Genomic DNA, 26,288 nt, shown 5'->3' with positions numbered 1-26,288 from the left:
TGGATGTCCGTCTAAGCAGTGAGGCTGATGTGTAGGCAAATCCGCACATCGTAAGGCTGGGCTGTGATGGGGAGCGAAAATTATAGTAGCGAAGGTCATGATCTCAGACTGCCAAGAAAAGCCTCTAGCCAGGAGAAGGTGCCCGTACCGCAAACCGACACAGGTAGGCGAGAAGAGAATTCTAAGGCGCGCGGAAGAACTCTCGTTAAGGAACTCGGCAAAATGACCCCGTAACTTCGGGAGAAGGGGTGCCTCGGTAGGGTGAATAGCCCGAGGGGGCCGCAGTGAAAAGGCCCAAGCGACTGTTTAGCAAAAACACAGGTCTGTGCGAAGCCGCAAGGCGAAGTATACGGGCTGACGCCTGCCCGGTGCTGGAAGGTTAAGGGGAGTGGTAAGCCTTCGGGCGAAGCTATGAACCGAAGCCCCAGTAAACGGCGGCCGTAACTATAACGGTCCTAAGGTAGCGAAATTCCTTGTCAGGTAAATTCTGACCCGCACGAATGGCGTAACGACTTGGGCGCTGTCTCAACGAGAGATCCGGTGAAATTTTAATACCTGTGAAGATGCAGGTTACCCGCGACAAGACGGAAAGACCCCATGGAGCTTTACTGCAGCTTGATATTGAATTTGGGTACGATCTGTACAGGATAGGTGGGAGCCGTAGAACTTTGAGCGCCAGCTTGAAGGGAGGCATCCTTGGGATACCACCCTGATCGTATCTAGGTTCTAACTTGGTACCGTGATCCGGTACGAGGACAGTGTCAGGTGGGCAGTTTGACTGGGGCGGTCGCCTCCTAAAGAGTAACGGAGGCGCCCCAAGGTTCCCTCAGAATGGTTGGAAATCATTCGAAGAGTGCAAAGGCAGAAGGGAGCTTGACTGCGAGACCTACAAGTCGAGCAGGGACGAAAGTCGGGCTTAGTGATCCGGTGGTACCGCATGGAAGGGCCATCGCTCAACGGATAAAAGCTACCCTGGGGATAACAGGCTTATCTCCCCCAAGAGTCCACATCGACGGGGAGGTTTGGCACCTCGATGTCGGCTCATCGCATCCTGGGGCTGAAGTAGGTCCCAAGGGTTGGGCTGTTCGCCCATTAAAGCGGTACGCGAGCTGGGTTCAGAACGTCGTGAGACAGTTCGGTCCCTATCTGTCGTGGGCGTAGGAAATTTGAGAGGAGCTGTCCTTAGTACGAGAGGACCGGGATGGACGTACCGCTGGTGTACCAGTTGTTCCGCCAGGAGCACCGCTGGGTAGCTATGTACGGAAGGGATAAGCGCTGAAAGCATCTAAGCGTGAAGCCCCCCTCAAGATGAGATTTCCCAGTATGTAAGACCCCTTGAAGACGACGAGGTAGATAGGTTGGGGGTGGAAGTGCAGTAATGCATGGAGCTGACCAATACTAATCGGTCGAGGGCTTATCCTAAAGAATAAGACGCAATGAAGTTTCGGATCCAGTTTTCAGGGTGTAACCTTGAAGGTATGTAGAAGTACATACGACAAGCGTATGGCTATTTATTCACACAATTTGTGATGAACCGAATAACCTTACGGAAGAATTTGCGAGGCAAATTCATGTTTGGTGGCGATAGCGGAGGGGTTCCACACGTACCCATCCCGAACACGACCGTTAAGCCCTCCAGCGCCGATGGTACTTGGACCGCAGGGTCCTGGGAGAGTAGGACGTTGCCAAGCAACAAGTAAAGAGGACCATGATCTTACTGAGATCATGGTCCTCTTTTGTATAACCGATTTATTTATCGGTCACCTGAACGGCTCATGCCATGCCTTTGGTTAGAAGTACTACAATACTCTGGTTGCTCCTTGTACAGTACTGCCTGACGTGCTGTTTCAACTGAGATCCAGTATTAACTGTGGGATGTTAATCTATTTCAACCTGTTCTGCCTGGAGGGCACTTAAGGCTTGAAGTTTACGGGTAATTTCCTTTTGCCACTTTGTATCTCCGACTTGTACGGCAAGATTGAGAAGATCCAAATAATCATCGATATGCAGGGAGGTTTTACTAAAAGCTTCTTTCACTGCGGTCCTGCCTCCTTTAAAGTCTATGTGTATTTATTATTTAATAATGATAATCATTATCAAATAAAGATCTTATTCATATTATGCCTGTCTTCTAGATAAATTGCAAGTTATGATATGAATGAATTTTGAAGCACGCAAATGATGGCTTAAAAAAACAAACCCTTCTCCTTAAGTTCACGCATTGTTCACGTCTTTTCTATGTAACATAATGAAAAGAACAAGCGGGCATTGAGTGTCCACCGACTAGGAGGATAAATTGCGCAATGCTTCAACCAGAGGAGGAAAAGGAACATGAGCAGAGTAAAAATGAAAGCGTTTGCCGTTGTGGCGGCGGGCGCCTTGGCATTGACGCTGGCAGCTTGTAATAACGGACAGAGCGCAAGTCCGGGAAATTCAGGGGAAAAGGGTGGAGGCAATGTAACGAAGGATGTGACGATTACCTTTCAAAACATCAATCCTGATCCGAGCACCCCTTCATACAAAATGATAAAGCAGATTGTAAGTCAATACGAGCAGAATCATCCTCATGTCAAAATTGAATTGGATTCGCTAAATACAGATCAGCAAAAGCTCAAGTTGAAAACACAAGCAGCAGCGAAGGAAGTACCGGATATTACGATTGTAAATCCGGCTGCACAGATGAAGCCATTCGTAGATGCCGGGCTACTGGCACCATTAAATGATGTAGCTGATAAAGAGGGGTTAAAAGATACGTTTCAGGATGGCCTTCTTAACTACTATAGCTTCGATGATAAGCTTTACGCTTTTCCAGATGGTAACAATATAGAAGTGGTCTTTTACAATAAAGAACTGTTCGAGCAGGCGGGAATTCAAAAGTTGCCGACCACCTTTGATGAGCTGATAACAACGGTGAAGACACTGAAGGCAAAGGGAATTACTCCAATTGCTATTGGGGAAAAGGATTCATGGACCGGTTCCCTCCTTTTTATGAATATTCTGTTGCGTACAAATGAAGGACCAAATTTCCTCAATGATGTGCTGGATGGCAAAAAGACGTTTAACGACCCGGCTTTTGTGGAAGCTGTGGATGCATTTCAGGAATTAGTGCAGGCCGGGGCTTTCCCGGATGGAGCTACATCTATTGACTATAATGCAGGCGGTAATATTTTTAAAACAGGGAAAGCTGCAATGTATATTATGGGCACCTGGGAAACAGGTTCTATTGATGCCTCCCCGGTAGCGGGTAAGGTCGGAGCGTTTCAATTCCCTACGGTGAATGGCAAAGGGAATGTGAATGAGTATGTCATTGCGCCGGGTAGCGCGTTTGCGGTATCTGCCAATAGTGAACATTTACAGGAGACGAAGGACTTTCTGCACTATTTTATTACAGAGATGCCCAAGATTCAGTTTGATCTGAAGAATGCAATTGGCAGCGGTCAGAAAATGAAAGGCGATCTGAAGGAAGCGGGTTATTCCGAGTTAGCCATTAGTCTCAATGAGCTGTTCAAAAATGTAAAAGGAGGGGACCTTGCTTTTGATAATACGATGAATCCGGCTATTGCACAGGCGCATCTAAGTAGCATTCAAAACCTGTTTGTACAACAAGAAGACTCTGCGCAAGTTGCGAAGGAACATCAGAACACTTTTGAAGCAAATAAATAATTGAGAATTTTGCAAACATCCAATAGGTGGCTTCCAATGAAGAATGTATAGATCGAAATGGCCTAGTTCGTCTAGATATTGCACTTTGGAGCGACTGGAATCGAATTTTGCGAAATCCTGGAGTAGCAGACTTGAGGGGAGGGAGCGAAAGTTCCCTTCCCTGATTCGGAATCACATATGGCTAAGCATTTCCCAGAAAGATGCTTCGAATCAACACAAAGGAGATTAGAGCATGAATGTACTGAAGGTGCCGGCACGCACGATTGCCGTTTTCGTGCTGCCCTGCCTGTTGCTGTATACCTGTATGGTATTTGTTCCGATTTTGGTATCTGTGTATTGCGGGTTGCTGGATTGGAACGGGATTGCAGAGGCGAAGTTTGTGGGGCTGACTAATTTTAAGCGTATTTTCACAGCCGATCCAGTGTTCTGGCCGTCCGTGAAGCGAACGATGATGTTCGCTGTATTTTCTATGCTGGAAATCCCGCTCTGTCTGCTGCTGGCCATTTTACTCAATCGTTATGTGCGTAAGGCAAATACATTGGTGACGATGTATTTTCTGCCGGTCATTCTATCGGTGGTTATTATTGGCCAGTTGTGGAAAACGATCTATAATCCGGCCTCGATGGGTGGGATGCTGAACGGTATATTGATGGCGGTCGGACTGGAAAGCTGGACACGCTCTTGGCTGACAGAACCGCAGATAGCAATGTATGCTCTATATTTTGTATCGTTGTGGCAATATTTTGGCTACCATTTGCTTATCCAGTTTACTGGGGTACAAAACATACCCAATGAGCTGTATGAAGCAGCTAAAATTGATGGAGCAGAAGGATTCAAAGCAGACCGTTACATTACGTGGCCACTCATTGTGCCTATTTTCAAAATATCTATTGTATTAGCCTTTATCGGGTCCTTGCAATCGTTTGATTTGATCTGGGTGATGACGGGTGGAGGACCAGCCCATGCGACGGATACAGTATCCACGTATATGTACAATATGTCCTTTTTATCTATGAAATACGGGTATGGCAGTGCATTGGCTTCGTTTCTCGTAGTAATCTGCTTGTCATTTACAATTGTGATAAATTTTGTTTTCAAACGAATCGAAAATAAGGTAAGCTAAAGGGGATGGGACTGTTGAACGCCTTGAAAAAAATGGGGGTTTTCTCCCTGTTGGCCGTCTTAGTGGTCACCCAGCTGTATCCACTCTTTTGGCTGCTGACCTATTCGTTGAAGACGAATGAAGAGATATTAAGTTCAAGCTTCTTTGCACTCCCTCAAGTGCCCCAGTGGCACAACTACCAGGAAGCCTATGAATCAGGGAGCTACTTACGTTATTTAGGAAACAGTGTGCTGGTGACTGGGGTTACGATGATTTTTGTCATTGTATTAAGCTCGATGACTGCTTATGCAATTACACGTTTTCGTTGGCGTTTCGGGGCTGTTGTGCTGACATTGTTTTTGGTCGGTATGATGATCCCCATGCAAGCTACACTGCTACCGCTGATGGTGATGTTTAAAAACGTCCATATTCTGAATACGTATTTCTCGCTGATTTTACCCTACATTGCTTTTCAGACACCGATTGCGGTCTTCATCCTATCCGGCTTTATGCGGTCCATTCCCCACGAAATTGAAGAATCCGCCTACATTGACGGAGCGAGCATCTATCGTATCTTCCGCAGTGTAATCTTACCCATCTCGATTCCGCCTATCATGACAGTGTGTATTTTAACCTTCATTAATATTTGGAATGAATACATTATGGCTGCCACCTTTATCTCGTCCGAAAAGCTAAAAACGCTCCCTTTCGGCGTGTATACGTTCGTCAGCCAGTATTCTGTGAACTATGGCAACATTGGTGCTTTTCTAGTCATGGGGGCCTTACCGGTCATTATTATTTATTTTGTCCTGTCCGAAAAAATCACCAAGGGCATGGTTGCAGGAGCGGTTAAAGGATAGGCGGCCGATGCGAAAGGAGCGCACAGAGGTATGATGCGCCGTTTTCAATCCATTCAATACCGCTTGTTTGTTCTGTTCCTATTGAGCATGTCCAGCATTGTGCTGGCGGTCAGTCTATTATTTTACAACCGTACTACGGTGCAGTTCCATGATAAGATCAGTGAGCTTGCGCGTAAAAATGTATCTCAGACAGCAGGTCTGTTCGAATTGCTGCTCGACAGCTATAACAGTCTCTCCAAGTCGATCAGCAACAATATGGATTTGGTTCGTCTGCTGACGACAGATCATAGTGATTTACCTGCTGTCAATTACATCAACGAACGTACGATTACGAATATCCTTGGAGCCATCTACTATTCGCGCGAGGATCTAATCGGCATTCATGTCATCACAGACACAGGCAAGGTATACAATTATGGAAATTATATGAATGTCATTGATACTCATTACGAGCATACGGAATGGTACAGGGAAATTCGAAGGTCGGCAGGCAAAATTGCATGGCTGGGTGTTTATCCTCACTCTGTAATCGACCAAGTGGAAACCAGGCCTGTGTTTGCATTTGGACGGCAGCTCTATGATCTGGATGAACACAAGCCGATTGGTATTGTTCTATTTGAGGCTGAACCGCGTTCAATATTGTCCGCTCTCCACAATTTACGGCTGAGCACTAATAGTCAGGTCTATCTGTTGGGCCATGAAAATCGAATTGTATCGGCTACTTCTTCTGATCCACCACCAGATTTGCGAAATCTAGAGCCACAGGTCCCGGAGGAGGATGTAATTGTAGATCGGAATAATGAGAGAGTTGTAATCGCTTCCAAACTTCCGTTTGCCGATTGGTCGGTGATTAGTGTGACACCCAGCGAGGATCTGAATGTGGAACTGGCTCAAACTCAAAGGTACTTATTTATCGTGGCACCTATACTCATTATGGTATCGGCGCTAATTGCGTCTATCGTCTCCAGGGGCATTTCCCTTCCGCTCAAACGAGTTATTCGGGAAATGAAACGGGTAGAGACAGGCAATTTCCGCCACACGGTAAACATCGAATCCTATGAAGAAATCAACCAGTTGGCTACCTCTTTCAACCATATGGTAAGGCAGATTGCAGAACTGATTGAGTTGGTGCGTATATCATCGGTCAGCGAGAAAAATGCGGAGCTACACGCTCTGCAGACGCAGGTTAATCCACATTTTCTGTACAATACGTTGGATATGATCTATTGGATGCTAGATGAAAAGGGGAAGGATCAGCTCGGTGAGGTGGTTCTCTCCTTATCCCATATGTTCCGTTACAGCAGTCACTGGGAAGAGGGAGCTGATGTGAGCCTTCGGGAAGAAGTAGAGCAGGTCGGTCACTACCTCACCATTATCCAGGCTCGGCTGGAGGGCAGGGTATCTGTTGACGTCCACATTGAAGAACGATGGCTGGATATCCGTTTACCTAAAATGACCTTACAGCCGTTGATTGAAAATGCGGTGAAACATGGGCTGGAGCCTCTTCATGCAGATACAGGTGGCACACTGCTCGTCAGAGCGGAGGAGTATGGCGGTGTATTGAGCCTGCACATCATCGACAACGGTGTAGGGATGGAATATGAACGATGGGGGGTGGTCCAGGTCGCTTTGGCAGAACCCGGCAAACAGGCGGGCAGCGGGCAGGCGGGAGGCATCGGCCTGCAAAACCTAAATTTACGGCTACGGCACATGTTCGGAGAAGAGTACGGCCTACGGATCTCCAGCGCACCAGGGGCCGGAACGACAGTCACTGTAAGTGTGCCTCTGCCACAGAAGGAGGAGAAACATGAATATTCTGATAGCTGACGATGAGAATATGATTCGACAGGGGATTCGGCGTACTATTGGCCAAGCACTACCAACCTGCGGCATTCATCTCGCTGCTTCCACCGAGGAAGCAGCAGGCATTCTGGCGGAGCATCCTGTAGATATTGTATTGACCGATATCCTCATGCCCGGTATGGATGGTCTGGAATTCATGCGCATTTCCAAGCGAAAGCATCCTCATCTGCAGTGGGTTGTCATTTCGGCCCATTCCGACTTCCAATATGCGCAAAGAGCAGTAAAGCTGGGTGCCAAAGACTACCTGTTAAAGCCGATCGGTAAAAAGAAGCTACTGGAATGCATTGAAGTGTTAGCAGCCGAAGCCCTTGTGGCCTCGCAACAGGCAAACGAGGGCAGACTTCTTAAATCCAATATGGTCTATTTGCGTGAAGCTGTTTTCCAGCGTTATGCACTCGGATTGGATACAGGTAAGCTGGATATACAGCCCTTCGTCGAAAATTATCCAGAATTCCATCTTTTTATGGTTCGCATGGAACCTGACCACAAGCAGACGCATTTGGAGCATTTTATGATTGAAAATGTACTGTCCGAGCTCATTGAGGCTGGAGGCAGCGGCTTTGTCGTTAGTCTAGACCGCCATAGTCTGCTGGGGATTGCAAGGCTAAGGGATGAAGCAGAGGCTGCACGGCTAGAGACGTTGCTTGAATCCCATTTGAAGCGTTATGTCAGGGTGCCTCTGCAAATTACACGTTCAGGTGTTCACCACAATTTCTCATCCATACCTGAAGAGGTAGCGCGACTAAGACGAACACCAGAGGAGATTGCAGCCGCAGCAGCGGATACAGGAGAATGCCTCCGCAAGGGCATGCATACGGTTGATGTAGCATTGCAATATATCCGGGCTCATTTTACAGAGGAGCTGTCACTGGAAAAAGTGGCCTCAATCGTATTTTTAAATCCGGTGTATTTCAGCCAGTTATTCAAGCAAAAGACGGGACAAGGCTATAAGGATTACGTTATTTCATTGCGTATGGAAGAGGCAAAGCGGCTGCTAAATGATCCTCATCTGCGGCTGGCTGATATTTCCGAGCGGATTGGATATCAAGATATGAGACATTTTACACAGGTATTTCGGCGCAAATGTGGAATGACTCCGACCGAGTATCGGCATCAAGGAGTTAAATAAGTTGGTATCAACGACCGAATGAAGGAAGTTCATACAGCATCAGACTGTTTCAGGAGTAGAGCGGTAGAGCATCTACTCGGGAACAGTCTTTTTCGTGTCTCCAGCTTGTAGCAGTTCAACAAATTTGCGAGCTGCATTGGATAAATAACGATCCTTGCGCCATACGACGGCAGGCTGTGTGAAAGGGAATGGCTCCTTAATGGAGAGTGTGCGAAATCTGTCCCCGTATTCTTGTCCCAAGCCAGCGTCTGGAATAATGGTAATTCCCATGCCTGTGGAAACGAGCGAGAGAATGGTCGATATTTCTGGACAGTCCAATACGACGCGCGGAATAAGATGGTGTTCCTGAAATTTGCGGATGACGGTTTCGTATAGTCCGTATCCTTCTGTTCGGCGTCCCAACAAGAGGTCATAGCTGGCAGCTTCCTGTAATGTAATTTCCCCACTGGGATGGCGATCTGCCCATTCACACGGAAGAACCGCAACAAAAGAAACGCCCTCCAGTTCAATCGTATGGTACGATTTGTCGTCTACCGGAAGCAGCAGCAGGGCCAGATCGACTTTATTTTGATGCAGCAGCTCTTCCAGATGATGTGTGTCTCCGTGTCCTATTTTAACGTATACCTCTGGATAAACCTGATGAAAGTGGCTGAGTTGTTCAGTAATCAGAGACATACAGGCGGATGACGTGCCTATGGCAAGTGTGCCGGTTACTCTGTTTTCAAACTCCCCAATTTCTCTACAGGTGTCCTCCATTTCAGCCAATAATCGTTTGGCGCGTGTATACAGTGTATATCCGGCCTCGGTAACTTCCCACTTCTTTCCTTCACGGTAAATCAGCTTTACACCAAGCTCGTCCTCCATATTTTTGAGTTGTTGACTCAGTGGAGGCTGGGCCATGTTGAGCGTTCTGGCGGCCTTGGTGATTTGCCCTTCCTCCACGATGACGCAAAAGTATTGCAGATGCTTCAAGTCCACTGGGGATTCCTCCTCATTTCTAAACAACGCTTCGACTTAAATACTTTTAAAGTATGCATTACATATATTATATATATTTTTCGTGTGCAGGGAACGGGCGTATAATTTTTGACAGTAATGCATGGGTGAACATAAAACGATGGGATGGAAGGAGGGGACATATGAAGAAAATCATTGTAGGAATATCGGGAGCGACAGGGTCAATCTTTGGTATCCGTATATTGCAAAAATTACGGGAGGCTGGAGTCCAAAGCCATCTGGTGCTATCCCCGTGGGCTATTGCCAACATTCCCTATGAGACAGGCTACACGGTGAAGGATGTGGAGGCAATGGCGGATGCAGTCTACTCGTATAAGGATCAGGCCGCACGTATTTCTAGCGGCTCCTTCCGGGTAGATGGTATGGTCGTCGCTCCTTGCAGTATGAAGACTCTTGCCTCTATTCGTATCGGTATGGCGGACAACCTGCTTACCCGATCAGCGGATGTGATACTGAAGGAGCGAAAGAAGCTGCTGCTCATGACCAGAGAAACACCATTAAGCAGTATCCATCTGGAAAATATGCTGGAGCTGTCACGTATGGGCGTGATGATCCTGCCGCCGATGCCTGCCTTTTATAATCATCCTGCAAGTATCGAGGAATTAGTGGATCATATTGTTTTTCGCGCATTGGATCAGTTCGGTATTGTCACAACCGCAGCCAAACGCTGGGATGGGATGAAGCAGAATGACTCCAGGCTGCACCAGAATTGAGAAATCGAAATACGAAGGAGAATGAATGATGGCTTATAAAGACTTTCGGGATTTTCTACACACCTTGGAAAAGGAGGGACAATTACTCACGATCAGCGATGAGGTAAAGCCGGAGCCGGACCTCGCAGCAGCTAACAGAGCATTAAACAATCTTGGAGATAAGACGCCTGCTCTCTTTTTCAACAACATCTATGGATATACGGATGCTCGTATTGCAATGAATGTGATGGGCTCCTGGCCCAATCATGCCCTCATGATGGGAATGCCCAAAAATACGCCGCTCAAGGAGCAGTTTTTTGAATTTGCCAGACGCTATGAACAATTTCCGGTGCCCGTGAAGCGGGAAGAAGCCGCTCCTTTTCATGAAGTCGAAATTACGGAGAATATTAATTTGTTTGATATTTTGCCGTTGTTTCGTTTGAATCAGGGGGACGGAGGGTTTTATTTGGATAAAGCAATTCTAATTTCACGCGATCTGGATGACCCGGACACCTACGGTAAGCAAAATGTCGGCTTATACCGGATGCAGGTGAAAGGCAAGAACCGTTTGGGCATCCAGCCTGTACCACAGCATGATATTGCGATCCATATCCGTCAGGCTGAGGAGCGTGGCGAAAATCTGAAGGTGGCTATTGCCCTCGGATGTGAGCCTGTGATTACAACGGCTGCTTCTACGCCGCTGATGTACGATCAATCCGAATATGAGATGGCGGGCGCCATTCAGGGCGAGCCTTATCGTGTGGTCAAAGCGAAGGATGCAGATCTGGATCTGCCTTGGGGAGCCGAGGTCATTTTGGAAGGCGAAGTGTTAGCAGGTGAACGTGAGTATGAAGGTCCATTCGGTGAATTCACAGGTCACTATTCCGGCGGTCGCGCGATGCCAGTCATTCAGATTAATCGTGTATATCACCGCAAACAGCCTATCTTTGAGCATCTGTACATCGGGATGCCTTGGACGGAAACGGATTATATGATCGGTGTGAATACAAGTGTACCGTTGTTTCAGCAGCTTAAGGATGCTTTTCCTAATGAAATCGTAGCTGTTAATGCCATGTATACGCATGGGCTGGTCGCTATTATTTCCACGAAAACCCGGTATGGCGGCTTTGCGAAGGCTGTGGGAATGCGTGCGTTAACGACTCCGCATGGATTGGGGTATTGCAAGCTGGTGATTGTGGTGGACGAGGAGGTCGATCCGTTCAATCTGCCGCAAGTCATGTGGGCTTTATCCACCAAGCTTCATCCAAAGCATGATGCTGTCATTGTTCCTGGCTTGTCTATTTTACCGCTTGACCCCGGCTCTGATCCGGCAGGTATGACGCACAAAATGATACTGGATGCGACGACACCTGTAGCACCGGATATTAGAGGCCATTACTCGCAGCCGCTCGATTCCCCGCTGGGTGTAGCGGAATGGGAGAAAAAGTTGAGCCAAATGCTTCGCTAAATATTTTTAAAAACAAAGAAAAATTAAAGGAGTGCTGACAGATGCATATTTGTCCCCGTTGTGAGTCCAATCGTTCAGAAGTCGTTTCCCATTCGCCGGTTAAAGGTGCCTGGGAGGTTTTGTTGTGCCCTGTATGCCTGTTCACATGGCGAACCTCAGAACCGGATAGCATTACTGATCCAGCAAAGTATAAATCGGCGTTCAAGGTAAACCCCCAAGATATTCCGGATGCTGCTCATGTTCCTCCTATTCCAGAGCGGATATAGGGTCGTTCGTAAGTAGCCGTAATTTATGGTATTTTGAAGTTATAGGCCAAATGTAAAGGGGATTATACTTCATGCAGACGCCAAGGATCGGTAAGGAACTGTTCACGCTGCTGAACGGCAAGGAGTTGGAGCACAAGCAACAGGAAGCAATGATGCTGTTGACGGTTACGGAAGATCAGTGGCCGCACGTAGCGATGATTAGTGTGGGTGAGATTGTAGCGCTGGACGAGAAAAATCTGCGTCTGGCACTGTGGCCCGGTACGACCACGACGGGCAACATGATCCGTACGGGGAAGGCGACACTTGCGGTGTTCACCGGGGGAAAGGCACATTATGTGCGATTGTCGCTGGAACATCTGCCCGCTTTGCGTGAAGCCAAGCATGTGCGTGAGCGATTTGCGGCACGGGTTTTCGCAGCTAGAGAGGATTCGGCCCAATATGCGGATATCTTGACAGGTGTCACAATTCGCCTGAAGGAGCCGGAATCGGTGATCAATCGCTGGAAAGAGACGGTGGCAGAGTTGTTGGTATAAAGCTATCTGATTATGACAAATCATCCTTGTAATTACCAAGTTTACCGTTAAAATAGATGCAAGGGAATAAGCGCTTACAAGGAGTCAGGTTGAGCTTGTTGGAACAGGAATTAGAGCGTGAGGGGAAGCTTGTTTCTTTTGAAGGAAAATAGGAGGGATGAAAATGTCTCGTTTTGACAAGGTAGATCAGCTATTGCAACAATTCTTAGCGAATGGACCGGCAGGGTGTGGTTGTGCCATTGCACAAAATGGCCAAGTGTTGTATGAAGGATATCATGGATATGCTGATGTGGAAACTCGGAAACGGATTACTGAAGATACCGTGTATCGCTTGTTTTCCATGACAAAGGTTGTTGTATGTGCGGCTGCCCTTATGCTGTACGAACGCGGACAATTTTTATTGAATGAGCCTTTGTGTGAATATTTACCTGAGTATCGCGATTCGTATGTATTCAAAACTGCTCCTAACGGATACACCTACGTTGACAAGGCGGATAATCCTATTTTAATTAAGCATATATTCAATATGAGTGCGGGGCTTCCTTATGCTTCCGAGTTTTCAGAAACAGGAAAAGCTATGCACAAGGTCATTACAGCTTTAAAGGAAAAGCAAGGGAAATATGACCTGCGTACAGAAATTAAAGCGCTTTCTAAAGTTCCGCTTGCATTTGAACCGGGAACACGATGGTTATACGGATATGGACATGATCTTGTTGCAGGTCTAATTGAAGTCATTTCAGGTAAATCATTAGGACAATTTTTGAAGGATGAAATCTTTGATCCACTTGGAATGAACAATACAGGTTACCGTTATCGTGGAGATATTGAATCGCGGATGGCCTCCATGTATCAACGGACAGACGCCGGAAAACTTGAAAAAATTGAAGGTTTCTTGGATGAACATCATCAGCCAGATGCTATATATGAAGGTGGAGGCGCAGGCTTATATTCGACAGTCAAAGAATACCTGACATTTTCACAAATGTTGTCAAATGGCGGCATGGTAGACGGTGTGAGGCTATTGGGGAGAAAAACCATTGATTTAATGCGCACAAATCATCTGAGTACAGCCCAACTATCGGATTTCACCAATTCATACCATACAGGTTATGGCTATGGACTGGGCGTGCGTACGTTAATGGATAAAGCGGCTGGTCATGCAAACAGCTCGATTGGGGAATTTGGCTGGACGGGAATGGCAGGCACATGGGTTTCTATAGATCCGAGCGAACAGTTCTCCGTCGTTTATATGCATCAGCTTGATCCCAATATGGAAGAGTATCACCATTTGAGAATACGTGCAGCAGCTTATAGCTGTTTGTAAAAGTAAGGGTATATTTTAACGATTTGATCTTCGGTAATACCGATTCTAGTTAATAAGGACCAAATTTTCTTTAAAGTCTAAACTATTCTTTTCCATATGACGACATAAAACGTAGGTGTAGGGATTTTGCGAAATCCTCAATTTTTAGCATTAAAATGGGAGGGAATTAGATTTTGAAGAATAGATGGTCCGGATTTCTGGCGTTGGTCATCCTGATTTCAAGTTTTACATCATATGCAGGGTTTGCATCTGCAGCAGATGCGGTGCTTTCCAAGATTGTCCTTTCCTCTAACGAGGTAACTTTGCAGCAGGGAGATACGGCTGCGCTGACGGCTACGGCTGTTTTTAGCGATGGGACGACCTCGAATGTAACCGTAAGCACGGATTGGAAAAGTGATAATACAGCTATCGCTACAGTGTATAACGGTACGGTTTCAGCCAAAGCTGAAGGGGAAGCGACCGTGGTAGCGACCTATAAAGAGAAGGTGCAATCGGTTCAGGTACATGTTACGAAAAAGGTTAAGGCGCTGACATCCAATGTACAAAGCCTGAACTTACGTTCGAGCGGCACAGGACAGATTGATTTGACAGCGACTTATAGTGATAATACGACAGCTCAGGTTTCAGGTGATGCGACCTGGACCTCGGATAACCAAAAGGTAGCGACTGTAGTCAACGGATTGGTTACTGCTCAGGGAGCAGGTACAGCTAATATTAAGGCTGTTTATGGTCAACAGACTGTAACGATTGCTGTACAGGTAGAGCAGGTTAAACGTCTCGATGTCAGTTCATCAGAGGTTTCTCTTTTGTTGAAGGATACAGAGAAGGTTAAATTGACAGCAACGTTCCCGGATGGATCGGTACAGGACGTGACAGAGTCTGCTGAGTGGAGCTCCAGCAATGCAGCTGTGGCAGATGTACTGAAAGGCACTATTACCGGCTATAGCGCGGGTAAGGCGACGATCACAGGTAAATATGGCACGATGTCCGCTACGATTGCGGTGGATGTAGATCAGACGAATAAGCTGAAAGCCAGCGAAACCAATATTTTTCTCCGTTTGGATGAATCTAAAAAAATTCAGGTATCTGCTGTCTACCCGGATGGAACAGTAACGGATATCACAGATAAAGCTACTTGGGCATCAAGCGATGAAAAAGTTGCAACGGTGAATAAAGGAACGATTATGGCCATTGGAGCGGGTTCAGCTACAGTGACTGCTAAGTATGGAGATAAGACAGTTTCGATCAAGACAGATGTCGAAACCTCTAGATTTCTGGATTTGAGCGAGGACAAGCTGAGCTTGAACGCCAAGGAATCCAAAAAGCTCAAGCTGACTGCAACGTACGTAACAGGTACGGAAGAAGATATCACAAGTAAGGCAGAGTGGAAATCCAGCAATGAAGATATCGCTTTTGTCAGCGCGGGGGAAGTCACAGGTTATAAAACAGGTGAGGCTACGATCACAGCTTCTTATGGCGGCAAAACAGCTACAGCTACAGTATCCGTAAATGTGCCTGGTGATCTGTCTTTGTCTTCCAAAACGGCAACGATTGATATTAATGAGGACTATACTGCAACTCTGACGGCTACTTATGCGGATGGACGCAAGGAAGACGTGACACAGGATGCGGAGTGGGCTTCAAGCGCGGAAGATATTGCTTCTGTATCCAAAGGAACGATTACGGGTAAAGCAGCCGGTAAAGCGGTTATTACAGCGACCTATAACGGCAAAAAACTGACAATAAACGTACAAGTGGGCCTTGTGGACCGTCTGGAAACAGACTCGCGTGTAATTGCGCTTGGTGCTCAGGAAACAAAGCAGCTGAAAGTAACAGGCGTTAAGAGTGGTGGCACAAAAACAGACGTAACCAAGGACGCCACTTGGACTACTAGTAATGTAAAAGTAGTTGAAGTTAGCGAAGGTTTGATTAAAGCGAATGCAAGCGGTAAGGCAACGGTCACTGCTTCATATGGCAAGCAAACCATTACGTTTACGGTAGAAGTGGACGTAGCGCAAAAGATTGAAGCGGATGCCATTGCGTTATCACTAAAATCCGGGGATCAAAAAACGATTGCGATTGTAGTTAAATCCAGTGATGGCAAAGAAAAGGATGTTACAACCCAAGCTGAATGGAAAACGTCCAACTATAAGGTAGCCACCGTCAAAAAGGGTCAGGTTACCGCGGTCAGCTACGGTAAGGCTAACATTCAGGCGAAGTTTGGCGGTAAGGTGATCAGCGTACCTGTTGATGTTGATACGCTTAAATACCTGCAAACGGACGAAGTCGCCTTGACTTTGAAGGCAGGGCAGCTGGCCAAGGTTACGGCTACAGCCACGTATAAGGATGAGTCGGAGAAGGATGTTTCCAAACCTGCTGTCTGGTCCTCGTCCAGAATTATTGTTGCGACCGTCAAAGACGGCAACATTAAGGCACAGGGCAAGGGCAAAGCTGTAATTACAGTGAAATATGCAGGTAAAATGACGAAGGTACAGGTAACCGTTCAGTAATCTGTTAAAATGAAAAGAAAAAGAGCAAGCATACGTCTAGAGACGATATGCTTGCTCTTTTATTTTTTAAAGCTTAGAAGCTACGATTTATTCTTCTTGGTTGATGTGTTGCGTGTCAGTGATTCGGTCAAACGCTTGCCAGTGGGTGTCTGGGCCAAGCCGCCTTTGGCGGTCTCGCGGTGCTTCGACGGCATTGCGCTGCCGACTTCAAGCATCACGTCAATGACTTCGTCAGACGGAATGGCGCTGCGCACACCCGCCAAAGCCATATCCGCTGCGGCAAGTGCGGTCACGGCTCCCAGCCCGTTGCGCACGATGCATGGAATCTCGACGAGGCCGGCGACGGGGTCGCAAATCAGACCGAGCGTGTTCTTGAGCGCTAGGCCTACGGCGTGAACGGCCTGCTCAGGTGTGCCACCGCGTAGCTCCACCATCGCGCCAGCGGCCATCCCGATGGCTGAGCCAATCTCAGCCTGACAGCCTCCCTCCGCGCCGGAAATGAAGGAATTGTTGGCGATGACGTAGCCAATGGCTCCGGCTGCGAACAAGCCGTGTACCATATGCTCATCATCCCAGCCGAACCGCTCCTGCGCACTAATGAACACACCGGGGATGACTCCACAAGAGCCAGCAGTGGGCGTAGCCACAATACGCCCCATGGACGCATTAACCTCCGACACGGAGAGCGCATAAGCCATGGCGAGTGCGGAGGCGTCGCCGGAGCAGGTTTCCCCTGCCCGCAGATACTCGGCCAGACGCTTGCCGTCACCGCCCGTTAATCCACTGCGGGATACGGTGTCTTGTGTCTGACCACGATGAACGGCCTCCTTCATGACTTCATAATAATCAGACATTTGGCGGAAGATTTCTTCTTCCGTTGTATTCGTCTCTTGTACCTGCTCTTGAATCATCAGGCGGCCAATCGTGGTGGATTCCTCCGCGCATATGGCGCTGATTTCATGCAGATGGCTAAATCGCATCAGATTCAGCTCCTTTTTTCAAATTAATCATTTTAATTTCGTACATATGTGGTAAGGATCGTAGTTTTGCGATCAGTTCAGCCGTAGGAGGACTGTCCGTTTCGATGGCGGTAAGTGCTTCTCCATCTCGGCCTTTGCGATCCACATGCATATAGGCAATGTTAATGTCGGCAGCGCCGAGTGCTGAAGTCACCGCACCTAATGTGCCGGGCTTATCCGAGTGAAGAAGCACCAACGTAGCCAGCTCCCCGGTCAGGTTGACTCGGAATTCGTTGAGCTGCTGGACATGGATGCTGCCGCCGCCGATGGAGGAACCCAGCAGTGTGCGCTGATCCTCACCCTTCCACAGTTCAAAACGGACGGTATTTGGATGGGGCGCGGGTAGTCCGCTGACGGCAAACTCCACGGCCATTCCAGCCTGCTCCGCCCATTGCTCGGCATCTGGAATTCGGTGGTCGTCTGTATCGTAATTGAGCAGGCCTGCGATGAGTGCCAGGTCTGTACCGTGTCCTTTGTAGGTGTCGGCGAAGGACCCGTACAGTGTCATGCGGGCACGGTCCGGCTGCGTCCCGAGCCAGTGACGGGCAACGCGTGCAAGCCGCACCGCGCCTGCAGTGTGTGAACTGGAAGGTCCGGTCATGGCCGGACCGATAATGGAAAATACATCTTTGAAACGCATGGTGTGGCCCCCTGTATGTTCTAGTACCATAGTATATGGTATTTCCGCGTTTGTGCGCAGCTATGACGGTTCCTAATGCTGACGTACAATGTGAGCGCAAAAAAGGACAGGATAAGGAAGTTTCCCTTATCTCTGTCCTCGTTACCTGAGAGTTTCGTGCGGTGTACTTACCGCCTTACCCCTTGGGTGGCTTGCGCTCTCTCCAGAGTTGCGTCAGATGACGATACATGGACCTGAGAGATTATCCGCCAGCCGGGTGCTGACGTCTTGCTCCTTCGGTGCCGCCAGCGTGTAAGCCCCTGGACAGACTCTCCCGTCATCTTCATTCGCGTATACCGTTCTACATATCTTTCTTAGCGTAATGTATGCCGTGCTCGGTGTCAATCGCAGGTTTCAATTTTTACATAAACAGGCGAGTTTCCGATAAAAAAGATTAAAATTTACATAATTATGGATGAAATCAGGAAGGAATTAGAAGATTGACAGCTAATCTGATAGAGGACAAGTACATTTATGGAATTATAGGAGGGATATTGACGTATGGTAAAAGGCTTGCGGTTCACAGGTTCACGCTTGAAAGGGGTGCTGCATCTAGCAGCGATCGTATCGCTGTTGATTGGGATCCTCGTTCCATTCGGTCAGGTCAAGGCAGAGGGAGCATTGACAGTAGACGAAGCACTTCAGCGCCAAGGCAGTGGAGGTACAGTGACGGTGGAAGGCTACATCGTCGGACATGCTACCGGATCGAAAACAGCTAATTTTTCTGCTCCGTTTGCGAATGATTTTAACGTACTGATTGCCGACCAGTCCAATGAACGTAGCACGTCTAATCTATTGGATGTGCAGCTGACATCTGCGTACAGAGGGCAATTTGGGTTAACAGGTCATCCTGAACTGGTCGGCAGCAAAATTCGCGTGACAGGTACGCTTGGTGCCTACAATAATTTTGGTGGAGTAAAAAGTCCAAGCGCTGTGGAACTGGTGAGTGGAAGCGAGCCGGGGGAACCAGGTGAACCTGGCGAACCTGAACCTGGCAACCCGGGTCAACCCGGTACTACACTGCCGGATGGAAAAGGCAAGAAGGTGCTGTTCGATAATACGCACGCACAGACGGCTGGTGCAGCAGATTGGGTCATTGAAGGCGCCTTCTCCGACTTTGCCAATGGATTACGTAATGTAGGCTTTACTGTGGATCAATTGAACCGCCCTATTCCTTTTACTTATGGAGAACAGGCCATAACCTATGATAAGCTGCGCCAATATGATGTGTTCATCATCGGTGAAGCGAATGTGGCCTTTAAGGCATCCGAGCAGGCTGCCCTGCTGCAATATGTGAATAACGGGGGAAGTGTGTTCTTCATCTCCGACCATTATAATGCCGATCGTAACAAAAACCGTTGGGATTCCTCCGAGGTTATGAATGGCTACCGTCGTGGAGCCTATACTAATCCGGCCAAAGGCATGACTGCAGAAGAAGCTGCATCGCCGGCGATGCAAGGATTAACAAGCTCCGATTGGCTGGCGACCAACTTTGGTGTTCGTTTCCGTTACAATGCGCTTGGCGATGTAAATGCTCCGGACATCGTAGCCGCAGATCAATCCTTCGGCATTACCAAGGGTGTACGCTCGATTGCCATGCATGCGGGATCTACGCTGGCTATTATTGATCCTACCAAAGCCAAAGGAATTGCCTATATCCCGACAGGTACAAAAAAATGGGGCAATGCAGTAGACCAAGGAGTCTATAACGGCGGAGGCCGTGCGGAAGGTCCTTATGCTGCGATCTCCAAGGTGGGTCAAGGCAAGGCAGCATTTATCGGTGATTCTTCCCCTGTAGAAGATGCTACTCCGAAATATGCGCGTGAGGAAAACGGACAGTCGAAAAAGACATATGATGGTTTTAAGGAAGTAGACGATGCCACCTTCCTAGTGCAAACGGTTCAATGGCTTGCGTGGAAGCAGGACTACACGAAATTATCCGATGTGGCAGGTTTAACGCTGGATCAACCGACGAAGCTGCTGCCGTTTGAAGAGCCTGCGGCTTCCACAGAACCGCAACCGGAGCCTTGGTCTGCTCCAGCAGCAGGCTACAAATGGTACGATCCAAGAACGTTCAAGCCGGGCTCCTATGGAGCGGCTTCATAATAAACGCAAAAAATAATTCAGTGTGAGTGGTTGGGTGCTAGTTAGCCGTTTGGTCCTCTGTAGGGGATCAAACGGCTTTTTTGTGATGAAAATTAACCTGTGGTTGGTTATTTTATTACATTTTGTGCCAGGAAGGTCGCGCTACGGCTGGATCATTGATTTTTTAAATGATGTTGATAGCATAATCTTAATTGATATATCCATATACTGGTGATAGGATGTATTCAAATTATTCCGACAAAAACGGTATGTAATGTTTGTGGAAGGTTTTAACATCAAACATGGTGAGAATAAGCAGGACAAGACCATGGAGAATGGAGGAAGCGCGCGCATTGAATATCGAACCTGTGTTGGAGATTAAAGGATTATCCGTATCTTTTCGCATCAGGGATCAATATCACCCTGCAGTCGATCATCTGGATCTGACGGTCAACCCCAATGAAGTGCTGGCTGTAGTCGGAGAATCCGGTTGTGGCAAAAGCGCGCTGGCGCTTTCCATCCCACAATTGCATGACATGGAGCGGACACGTGTCGAAGGAAAGGTTCTTTTTAAAGGCACGGATCTGATCCGTCTCTCCTCAGGGCAAATGAATAAAATCCGCGGAGCGGGCATTGGCATGATCTTTCAGGACCCGCTGACAGCACTGAACCCGTTAATGAGCATTGGCAAGCAGATCGAGGAAAATCTCGATTATCATACGTCCCTATCTACGAAGCAAAAAAGGGAACGTGTACTGGAGCTACTGGAAAGCGTGGATATACCCAACCCCGTACGTGTGTATGAACAGTATCCACATGAACTTTCAGGAGGAATGCGCCAGCGTGTGATGATCGCGATTGCCATAGCTTGCCGACCCTCACTTATTATTGCAGATGAGCCGACGACTGCGCTCGATGTAACCATTCAATCGCAAATTCTTGACTTGCTCAAACAGCTTCAACAGGAGACTGGAAGCGGAATTATTCTGATTACGCACGATCTTGGCGTTGTGGCCGAAGTAGCTGACCGTGTGGTGGTCATGTATGCCGGAGAAATCGTGGAAAGCGCTGATGTTTTTGAATTATTCCGGCATCCACAGCATCCGTATACGCGTTCCTTGCTAGCCTCCATGCCGGGATCACATACCAAGGGAGAATCGCTGCATGTCATTGGTGGCATTGTTCCCTCATTGCAAGATATTCCTCGCAATAGCTGTCGCTTTGCTTCGCGTATTCCCTGGATTCAGCAGAGAATGCATGAAGACCATCCCCGATTAAAAGAAATTTCCCCCGGCCATTGGGTCCGCTGTACATGTTACCAGCATTTTCATTTTGAAGACGAAACAAAGGGAGAGGCTGCTCATGGCACTACTGGAGCTAAATGATTTGAAGGTTCATTATCCGGTGCGCGGTGGTTTTTTCCAGCGTGTTGTTGATCAGGTAAAAGCAGTGGATGGCGTGTCGATCAGCATAGAGGCAGGCCAAACATATGGGCTGGTAGGAGAATCCGGCTGCGGAAAAACGACGACAGGCAGGACGATTATCGGCCTGAATAAGCTGACGAGCGGACAGATTCTTTTTAATGGAAAGGACCTTGCGGCTTTGAGTCGGAATAACCGCCATCCGCTGCGTAGAGACATTCAGATGATTTTTCAGGACCCCTATTCTTCGCTTAACCCGCGCAAGCGCGTATTGGATGTCATTGCTGAACCGCTGCGGAACTTTGAAAGGCTGAGTAATGAGGAAGAGCGGCGAAAAGTGCAGATGCTGCTGGAAAAGGTCGGCTTGAACGCTGATGCGGCCTACAAATATCCGCATGAATTTTCCGGAGGCCAGCGGCAACGGATCGGGATTGCGCGTGCGCTGACATTAAATCCAAAACTGATTATTGCTGATGAACCGGTATCGGCGCTAGATGTTTCTGTGCAGGCACAGGTGCTTAATTTTATGAAGGATGTGCAGCGAGAGTTCAAATTGACGTATTTGTTCATTAGTCATGACCTGGGTATTATCCGCCATATGTGTGACCAAATCGGCATCATGTACCGAGGTCGCTTAGTGGAACAGGGAAGCGAGCAGGACATTTATGAGCGTCCACAGCATTTGTATACCCAGCGGCTTATTGCCACCATTCCCAGTATTGATCCTGCGAAGCGGCTAGAAAATGCTCGAAAAAGGCAGAAGCTTTTATCCTCTTACAAGTCAGAGCTGCCCAAACATTTAGATGCGAGTGGAAAGCCGTTTGCACTAAAATCAGTAAGTCCATCCCATCAAGTCGCGCTACCTTAAGGGAGGTACAGAATATGTGGAAGTTTACAATGCGCCGGCTGCTGGTTATGATCCCTCAACTTTTTGCACTGAGTGTGCTTATATTTTTCCTAGCTAAGGCTATGCCAGGGGATGCCCTGACAGGGCTCATCACTTCAACACCCAATCTGAATCCGGCTGCACTGGAAGAACAGCGGCAAAAACTGGGACTCAATGATCCGGTGTGGGTGCAATATGGGAACTGGCTTGTCCAGCTTGCTCATGGGGATCTGGGCAAATCTTATGTACATAAAATTAGCGTTACCGATTTGATTGGCAGTCGTTTGGGGAACACGTTCTTTCTGGGTGTAGTGATTCTGGTTCTGACGTATCTGATCGCCATTCCGCTGGGAGTACTCAGTGGTCGGTATCAGCATAGTCTGCTGGATAAAACCGTGGTGGGGTATACCTATCTCAGCTTTGCAACACCTCTGTTTATACTCGCGTTGCTGCTGCTGTACGTGTTTGGATTCAGACTTGGCTGGTTTCCAACCAGCGGCAGTGTGGATGTAGGAGTGGAGCCGGGGACATGGTCATATTACGTGAATAAGTCGTATCATCTCATACTACCGGCGGTTACAGGCGCATTGCTCAGTACGACGGCTACCATTCAGTATTTGCGCAATGAGGTCATTGACACACGTCTGAAGGATTTTGTGAAAACAGCGCGTTCCAAGGGGGTACCCGAAGGAAAGATCTATTCCCGTCATATTTTCAAGAACTCTTTATTACCCATTGCTGCTTTTTTGGGCTACGACCTGACGGGTGTGATTGCCGGCAACATTTTCCTGGAATCTATTTTTGGTTATCCGGGATTGGGCCAGTTGTTTCTTCAGTCTATCACCCAACGGGACTTTTCAGTCGTGAACGCGCTGGTCATGATCTCTGGCTTCTTGGCACTATTAGGAACCCTTTTATCTGATGTCATCCTGAGCAAGGTCGATCCACGCATTCGAATTGAATAGCGAACAAGTCTAGAGAAAAGGAGGGGTTATGGTGTCTATGCAGGTGGAGGAGGTCTTCTCGCCGGAAATCATTCGTAAATCACCATCCAGTTGGTCTGTACTGCGTCGTGAGCTGGTACGTGACAAAATGGCCTTGATTTCCATTGGGTTTGTGGCTCTGTTCTTGATTTTTATATATGCCTCTGTCCTGTTTGTCAATCAGGATGTAGTCACGACGGTCGATTTGGGCGCGATCCGCGAAGCTCCCGGCTCAGTGCACTGGCTGGGTACGGACCGAGCGGGCAGGGATATATTCGGCCAGCTGGTCATTGGGGCCCGCAATTCCTTTACCATTGGCTTTACGATTACTTTGTTATCCGCCGCCATTGGCTTGACGCTGGGCTTACTGGCTGGGTTTTATGGAGGAATGGTCGATAACATCATCATGCGAATCATTGATTTTATTCTGGTGCTTCCATTCTTGATGCTGGTTATCGTATTTGTCAGCATTGTGCCCAAAAGTGGCATAGGGTCCTTTATTTTCATTATGACCGCCTTTTTGTGGATTGGAAAAGCGCGCCTGATCCGGGCCAAGGTACTGTCGGAGCGGGAACTGGACTACGTGCAGGCTTCCAAAACCCTTGGCACACCCAATTGGAAGATCATCTGGTTGGGTGTGCTGCCCAATCTCAGCTCTGTTGTGATTGTTAATCTAACGCTCAGTCTTGCAGGAAATATCGGGATTGAGACCGGGCTTTCCTATCTCGGCTTTGGCTTGCCAGAATCTACTCCAAGCTTGGGGACACTGGTGAGTTATGCCAATGACCCGGATGTATTGCAGAACAGCTGGTGGATGTGGTTGCCTGCCTCACTGCTTATATTAGTGCTGATGCTGGCGATTAATTTTATCGGTCAGGCGCTCAAACGTGCCACGGATGCCAGACAACGATTGGGTTAAACCGAAGTTCAAGGATAAGGACAACGACAAGGAGGGGTTTACAATGATTAAAAGCTGGAAAAAAGGAATTTTGCCTGTTCTATCTGCCATTTTGGTGCTTTCTTTGGCCGCATGCAGCGGCTCGCCTTCCACTTCGAGTGGAGCAAAATCGTCTGACGGTACAGGTGGACCAGGGTCCGACAACAAGCAGGTGAATACGACTGCGCTGGCAAAGGCGGTCAAGAACGATAAACCCCCGATTAAGGGCGGCATCATCAATTATGCACTCGTGTCCGACACCCCTTTTGAAGGTATTCTGAATCCTGTATTTTATGATGGAAATCCGGATTTTGAAGTCTTCCAGTTTTTCTACCCTTCCATGTTTTCGATTGATTCCAATCTGAATATTGACGATAAAGGAGCGGCGACGATTTCCTTTTCCGCAGATAATAAGGCGGTGACTGTCAAAATTGATCCCAAACTGAACTGGACAGATGGTAATCCCGTAACGGCAGAGGACTATGCCTTTTCCTATGAAGTGATCGGTAACAAAGACTACGAAGGTCCGCGTTATGATAGTTTTATGACCAACATTGTAGGGATGGAAGATTATCACGCCGGCAAGGCCAAAACCATTTCTGGCATCAAGGTGCTGAATGAGAAAGAGGTTACCATTCATTTTAAGGAACCTAATCCTTCGGTAAAGTCGGGACTCTGGTCCACACCACTGGAGAAGAAGGTATTTCAGAACATTCCTGTGAAGGACATGGCCGGATCTGATCCTGTCCGTAAACATCCGATTGGCTATGGGCCATTCAAAATTAAATCTATGGTCACAGGTGAATCTGTAGAATTCGTCAAAAATGAAGATTATTTCCGCGGTGCGCCCAAGTTGGATGGCCTTCATCTGAAGGTGGTGAATCCGAATGTCATTACCGAGGCGTTAAAAAGCGGAGAAATCGACTGGGCCAGCTATCCGACCACCCGTTACAATGAGGCCAGTAATCCGAAAAATGTACAGTTTCTCGGTCAGGAGGAATTGTCTTATAGCTATGTAGGCTTTAAGCTGGGCAAATTCGATCAGGCCAAGAGTCTGAATATCATGGACCCGAACGCCAAGCTGGCGAACAAGTCATTACGTCAGGCCCTTGGCTACGCGCTGAATAATGAGCAGGTTGGCAAGCAGCTCTATCATGGGCTTCGGACTCCTGCGACATCCCTGATCCCGCCCGCCTTCAAGGGATACCATGATGTGAATGCGAAGGGCATTGCGTATGATCCAGACAAGGCGAAAAAGCTGCTGGACGAGGCAGGATATGTGGATACCAATGGAGATGGATACCGTGAGGACCCTAAAGGTAAGGAACTGGTGCTCCATTATGCAGCAATGAGCGGGGATGCGACAGCTGAATCGCTGGCGAAGTTTTATTTGCAAAATTGGAAGGATGTGGGACTTCATGTCGAGCTGGTGGACGGTCGTCTGCTTGAGTTCAATTCTTTCTATGACCGTGTGCAGAAGGATGACCCTGGCATTGATATTTTTGGCGGCGCATGGAGTACGGGTACAGATGTAGACCCTAGTGGGCTGTATGGACGCGGAGCCAGCTTTAACTACTCGCGCTTTACCAGTGAAGAGAATGATAAGCTGTTGCAGGAAGGGGTGTCTGTGAAAGCCTTTGACGACAATTATCGTAAAGATATATACAACCAGTGGCAGGCGTATATGAGCGAGGAGGCGCCCATTGTACCGACGTTATTCCGTTATTCGCTGGAGGCAGTGAATAATCGGGTAGCCAATTACGATATTACCCGTGGCAAGGAGTACGATGCAGACGTGTTTGCGAATATTACGTTGACTTCGGAAAAAGCAGAAGTAGATCAATAATCTAA

21 protein-coding genes, 2 rRNA genes and 1 riboswitch (1 of these 24 running past the window's edge) are annotated in these 26,288 nt (G+C 47.8%); of the genes, 19 read left to right on the top strand and 4 right to left on the bottom strand.

Annotated features, from left to right (window positions below; genetic code table 11):
• A 23S ribosomal RNA gene (locus ACXHJ1_RS04740) occupies positions 1 to 1,422 on the top strand (it extends 1,504 nt beyond the left edge of the window).
• Positions 1,423 to 1,574: 152 nt separating this feature from the next.
• Positions 1,575 to 1,691, top strand: a 5S ribosomal RNA gene (gene rrf, locus ACXHJ1_RS04735).
• A gap of 187 nt (positions 1,692 to 1,878) precedes the next feature.
• Here rrf and ACXHJ1_RS04730 read toward each other — a convergent pair.
• Complete coding sequence (locus ACXHJ1_RS04730) at positions 1,879 to 2,037, bottom strand: hypothetical protein (protein ID WP_013369026.1); 159 nt, start codon at positions 2,035 to 2,037, stop codon at positions 1,879 to 1,881.
• Positions 2,038 to 2,331: 294 nt separating this feature from the next.
• Here ACXHJ1_RS04730 and ACXHJ1_RS04725 point away from each other — a divergent pair, with 294 nt between their 5' ends.
• From ACXHJ1_RS04725 to ACXHJ1_RS04705, 5 genes are all read left to right on the top strand, one after another.
• Positions 2,332 to 3,663, top strand: a complete 1,332-nt coding sequence (locus tag ACXHJ1_RS04725) for an extracellular solute-binding protein (RefSeq protein ID WP_016818882.1) — start codon at positions 2,332 to 2,334, stop codon at positions 3,661 to 3,663.
• Positions 3,664 to 3,895: 232 nt separating this feature from the next.
• On the top strand, positions 3,896 to 4,786 hold the full coding sequence (locus ACXHJ1_RS04720) for a carbohydrate ABC transporter permease (RefSeq protein WP_250248544.1): 891 nt from the start codon (positions 3,896 to 3,898) through the stop codon (positions 4,784 to 4,786).
• A gap of 5 nt (positions 4,787 to 4,791) precedes the next feature.
• A complete protein-coding gene (locus ACXHJ1_RS04715) occupies positions 4,792 to 5,625 on the top strand; it encodes a carbohydrate ABC transporter permease (protein WP_371317264.1) in 834 nt (277 codons plus the stop codon).
• A 30-nt stretch (positions 5,626 to 5,655) separates the two neighbouring features.
• The gene (locus ACXHJ1_RS04710) at positions 5,656 to 7,452 is read left to right on the top strand and encodes a sensor histidine kinase (protein ID WP_457905696.1); all 1,797 of its coding nucleotides are present in this window, start codon (positions 5,656 to 5,658) and stop codon (positions 7,450 to 7,452) included.
• Positions 7,433 to 8,617: a response regulator gene (locus ACXHJ1_RS04705; RefSeq protein WP_019685899.1), complete on the top strand. Its 1,185-nt coding sequence runs from the start codon at positions 7,433 to 7,435 to the stop codon at positions 8,615 to 8,617. Before ACXHJ1_RS04710 ends, ACXHJ1_RS04705 begins: the two co-directional genes overlap by 20 nt.
• A gap of 72 nt (positions 8,618 to 8,689) precedes the next feature.
• Here ACXHJ1_RS04705 and ACXHJ1_RS04700 read toward each other — a convergent pair whose 3' ends face one another.
• Positions 8,690 to 9,595: a LysR family transcriptional regulator gene (locus ACXHJ1_RS04700; protein ID WP_025363805.1), complete on the bottom strand. Its 906-nt coding sequence runs from the start codon at positions 9,593 to 9,595 to the stop codon at positions 8,690 to 8,692.
• A 161-nt stretch (positions 9,596 to 9,756) separates the two neighbouring features.
• Here ACXHJ1_RS04700 and ACXHJ1_RS04695 point away from each other — a divergent pair, with 161 nt between their 5' ends.
• From ACXHJ1_RS04695 to ACXHJ1_RS04670, 6 genes are all read left to right on the top strand, one after another.
• Positions 9,757 to 10,347 (top strand): UbiX family flavin prenyltransferase, encoded by a 591-nt coding sequence (locus ACXHJ1_RS04695; protein ID WP_016818876.1) that lies wholly within the window; start codon positions 9,757 to 9,759, stop codon positions 10,345 to 10,347.
• 28 nt (positions 10,348 to 10,375) lie between these two features.
• A complete protein-coding gene (locus ACXHJ1_RS04690) occupies positions 10,376 to 11,794 on the top strand; it encodes a non-oxidative hydroxyarylic acid decarboxylases subunit C (protein WP_457906163.1) in 1,419 nt (472 codons plus the stop codon).
• A 41-nt stretch (positions 11,795 to 11,835) separates the two neighbouring features.
• The gene (locus ACXHJ1_RS04685; RefSeq protein ID WP_016818874.1) at positions 11,836 to 12,060 is read left to right on the top strand and encodes a non-oxidative hydroxyarylic acid decarboxylases subunit D; all 225 of its coding nucleotides are present in this window, start codon (positions 11,836 to 11,838) and stop codon (positions 12,058 to 12,060) included.
• A 71-nt stretch (positions 12,061 to 12,131) separates the two neighbouring features.
• On the top strand, positions 12,132 to 12,593 hold the full coding sequence (locus tag ACXHJ1_RS04680) for a pyridoxamine 5'-phosphate oxidase family protein (protein ID WP_290410536.1): 462 nt from the start codon (positions 12,132 to 12,134) through the stop codon (positions 12,591 to 12,593).
• Between the two features lie 163 nt (positions 12,594 to 12,756).
• Positions 12,757 to 13,917, top strand: coding sequence for a serine hydrolase domain-containing protein (locus ACXHJ1_RS04675; protein WP_457905695.1), 1,161 nt, complete (start codon positions 12,757 to 12,759; stop codon positions 13,915 to 13,917).
• A 173-nt stretch (positions 13,918 to 14,090) separates the two neighbouring features.
• The gene (locus ACXHJ1_RS04670; protein WP_019685905.1) at positions 14,091 to 16,427 is read left to right on the top strand and encodes an Ig-like domain-containing protein; all 2,337 of its coding nucleotides are present in this window, start codon (positions 14,091 to 14,093) and stop codon (positions 16,425 to 16,427) included.
• A gap of 80 nt (positions 16,428 to 16,507) precedes the next feature.
• Here ACXHJ1_RS04670 and sdaAA read toward each other — a convergent pair whose 3' ends face one another.
• Both sdaAA and sdaAB read right to left on the bottom strand, forming a co-directional pair.
• Positions 16,508 to 17,407: an L-serine ammonia-lyase, iron-sulfur-dependent, subunit alpha gene (sdaAA, locus tag ACXHJ1_RS04665; protein WP_016818870.1), complete on the bottom strand. Its 900-nt coding sequence runs from the start codon at positions 17,405 to 17,407 to the stop codon at positions 16,508 to 16,510.
• The gene (gene sdaAB / locus ACXHJ1_RS04660; protein ID WP_019685906.1) at positions 17,397 to 18,086 is read right to left on the bottom strand and encodes an L-serine ammonia-lyase, iron-sulfur-dependent subunit beta; all 690 of its coding nucleotides are present in this window, start codon (positions 18,084 to 18,086) and stop codon (positions 17,397 to 17,399) included. Before sdaAB ends, sdaAA begins: the two co-directional genes overlap by 11 nt.
• Before the next feature lie 211 nt (positions 18,087 to 18,297).
• Positions 18,298 to 18,412: riboswitch (glycine riboswitch) on the bottom strand.
• Positions 18,413 to 18,626: 214 nt separating this feature from the next.
• On the opposite strand from sdaAB, the gene ACXHJ1_RS04655 reads away from it, so the two are divergent.
• The 6 genes from ACXHJ1_RS04655 (at position 18,627) to opp4A (ending at position 26,283) form a co-directional block, all read left to right on the top strand.
• Complete coding sequence (locus tag ACXHJ1_RS04655; RefSeq protein WP_457905694.1) at positions 18,627 to 20,231, top strand: DUF6359 domain-containing protein; 1,605 nt, start codon at positions 18,627 to 18,629, stop codon at positions 20,229 to 20,231.
• A gap of 332 nt (positions 20,232 to 20,563) precedes the next feature.
• Positions 20,564 to 21,595 carry an ABC transporter ATP-binding protein gene (locus ACXHJ1_RS04650; protein ID WP_457905693.1) on the top strand — a complete coding sequence of 344 codons (1,032 nt, stop codon included), beginning with the start codon at positions 20,564 to 20,566 and terminating at the stop codon, positions 21,593 to 21,595.
• Positions 21,573 to 22,499 carry an ABC transporter ATP-binding protein gene (locus tag ACXHJ1_RS04645; protein WP_016818866.1) on the top strand — a complete coding sequence of 309 codons (927 nt, stop codon included), beginning with the start codon at positions 21,573 to 21,575 and terminating at the stop codon, positions 22,497 to 22,499. The genes ACXHJ1_RS04650 and ACXHJ1_RS04645 overlap by 23 nt, the downstream gene beginning before the upstream one ends.
• A gap of 14 nt (positions 22,500 to 22,513) precedes the next feature.
• Positions 22,514 to 23,482, top strand: a complete 969-nt coding sequence (gene opp4B, locus ACXHJ1_RS04640; RefSeq protein WP_017427175.1) for an oligopeptide ABC transporter permease — start codon at positions 22,514 to 22,516, stop codon at positions 23,480 to 23,482.
• A 37-nt stretch (positions 23,483 to 23,519) separates the two neighbouring features.
• The gene (locus ACXHJ1_RS04635) at positions 23,520 to 24,419 is read left to right on the top strand and encodes an ABC transporter permease (protein ID WP_017427176.1); all 900 of its coding nucleotides are present in this window, start codon (positions 23,520 to 23,522) and stop codon (positions 24,417 to 24,419) included.
• Between the two features lie 43 nt (positions 24,420 to 24,462).
• Complete coding sequence (gene opp4A / locus ACXHJ1_RS04630) at positions 24,463 to 26,283, top strand: oligopeptide ABC transporter substrate-binding protein (RefSeq protein WP_457905692.1); 1,821 nt, start codon at positions 24,463 to 24,465, stop codon at positions 26,281 to 26,283.
• Positions 26,284 to 26,288: the final 5 nt, after the last annotated feature.

The organism is Paenibacillus sp. ALE2 (genome assembly GCF_054113385.1).
The sequence above is the reverse complement of the archived record's forward strand: the minus strand, read 5'-3'. Positions and strand labels throughout refer to the sequence as shown.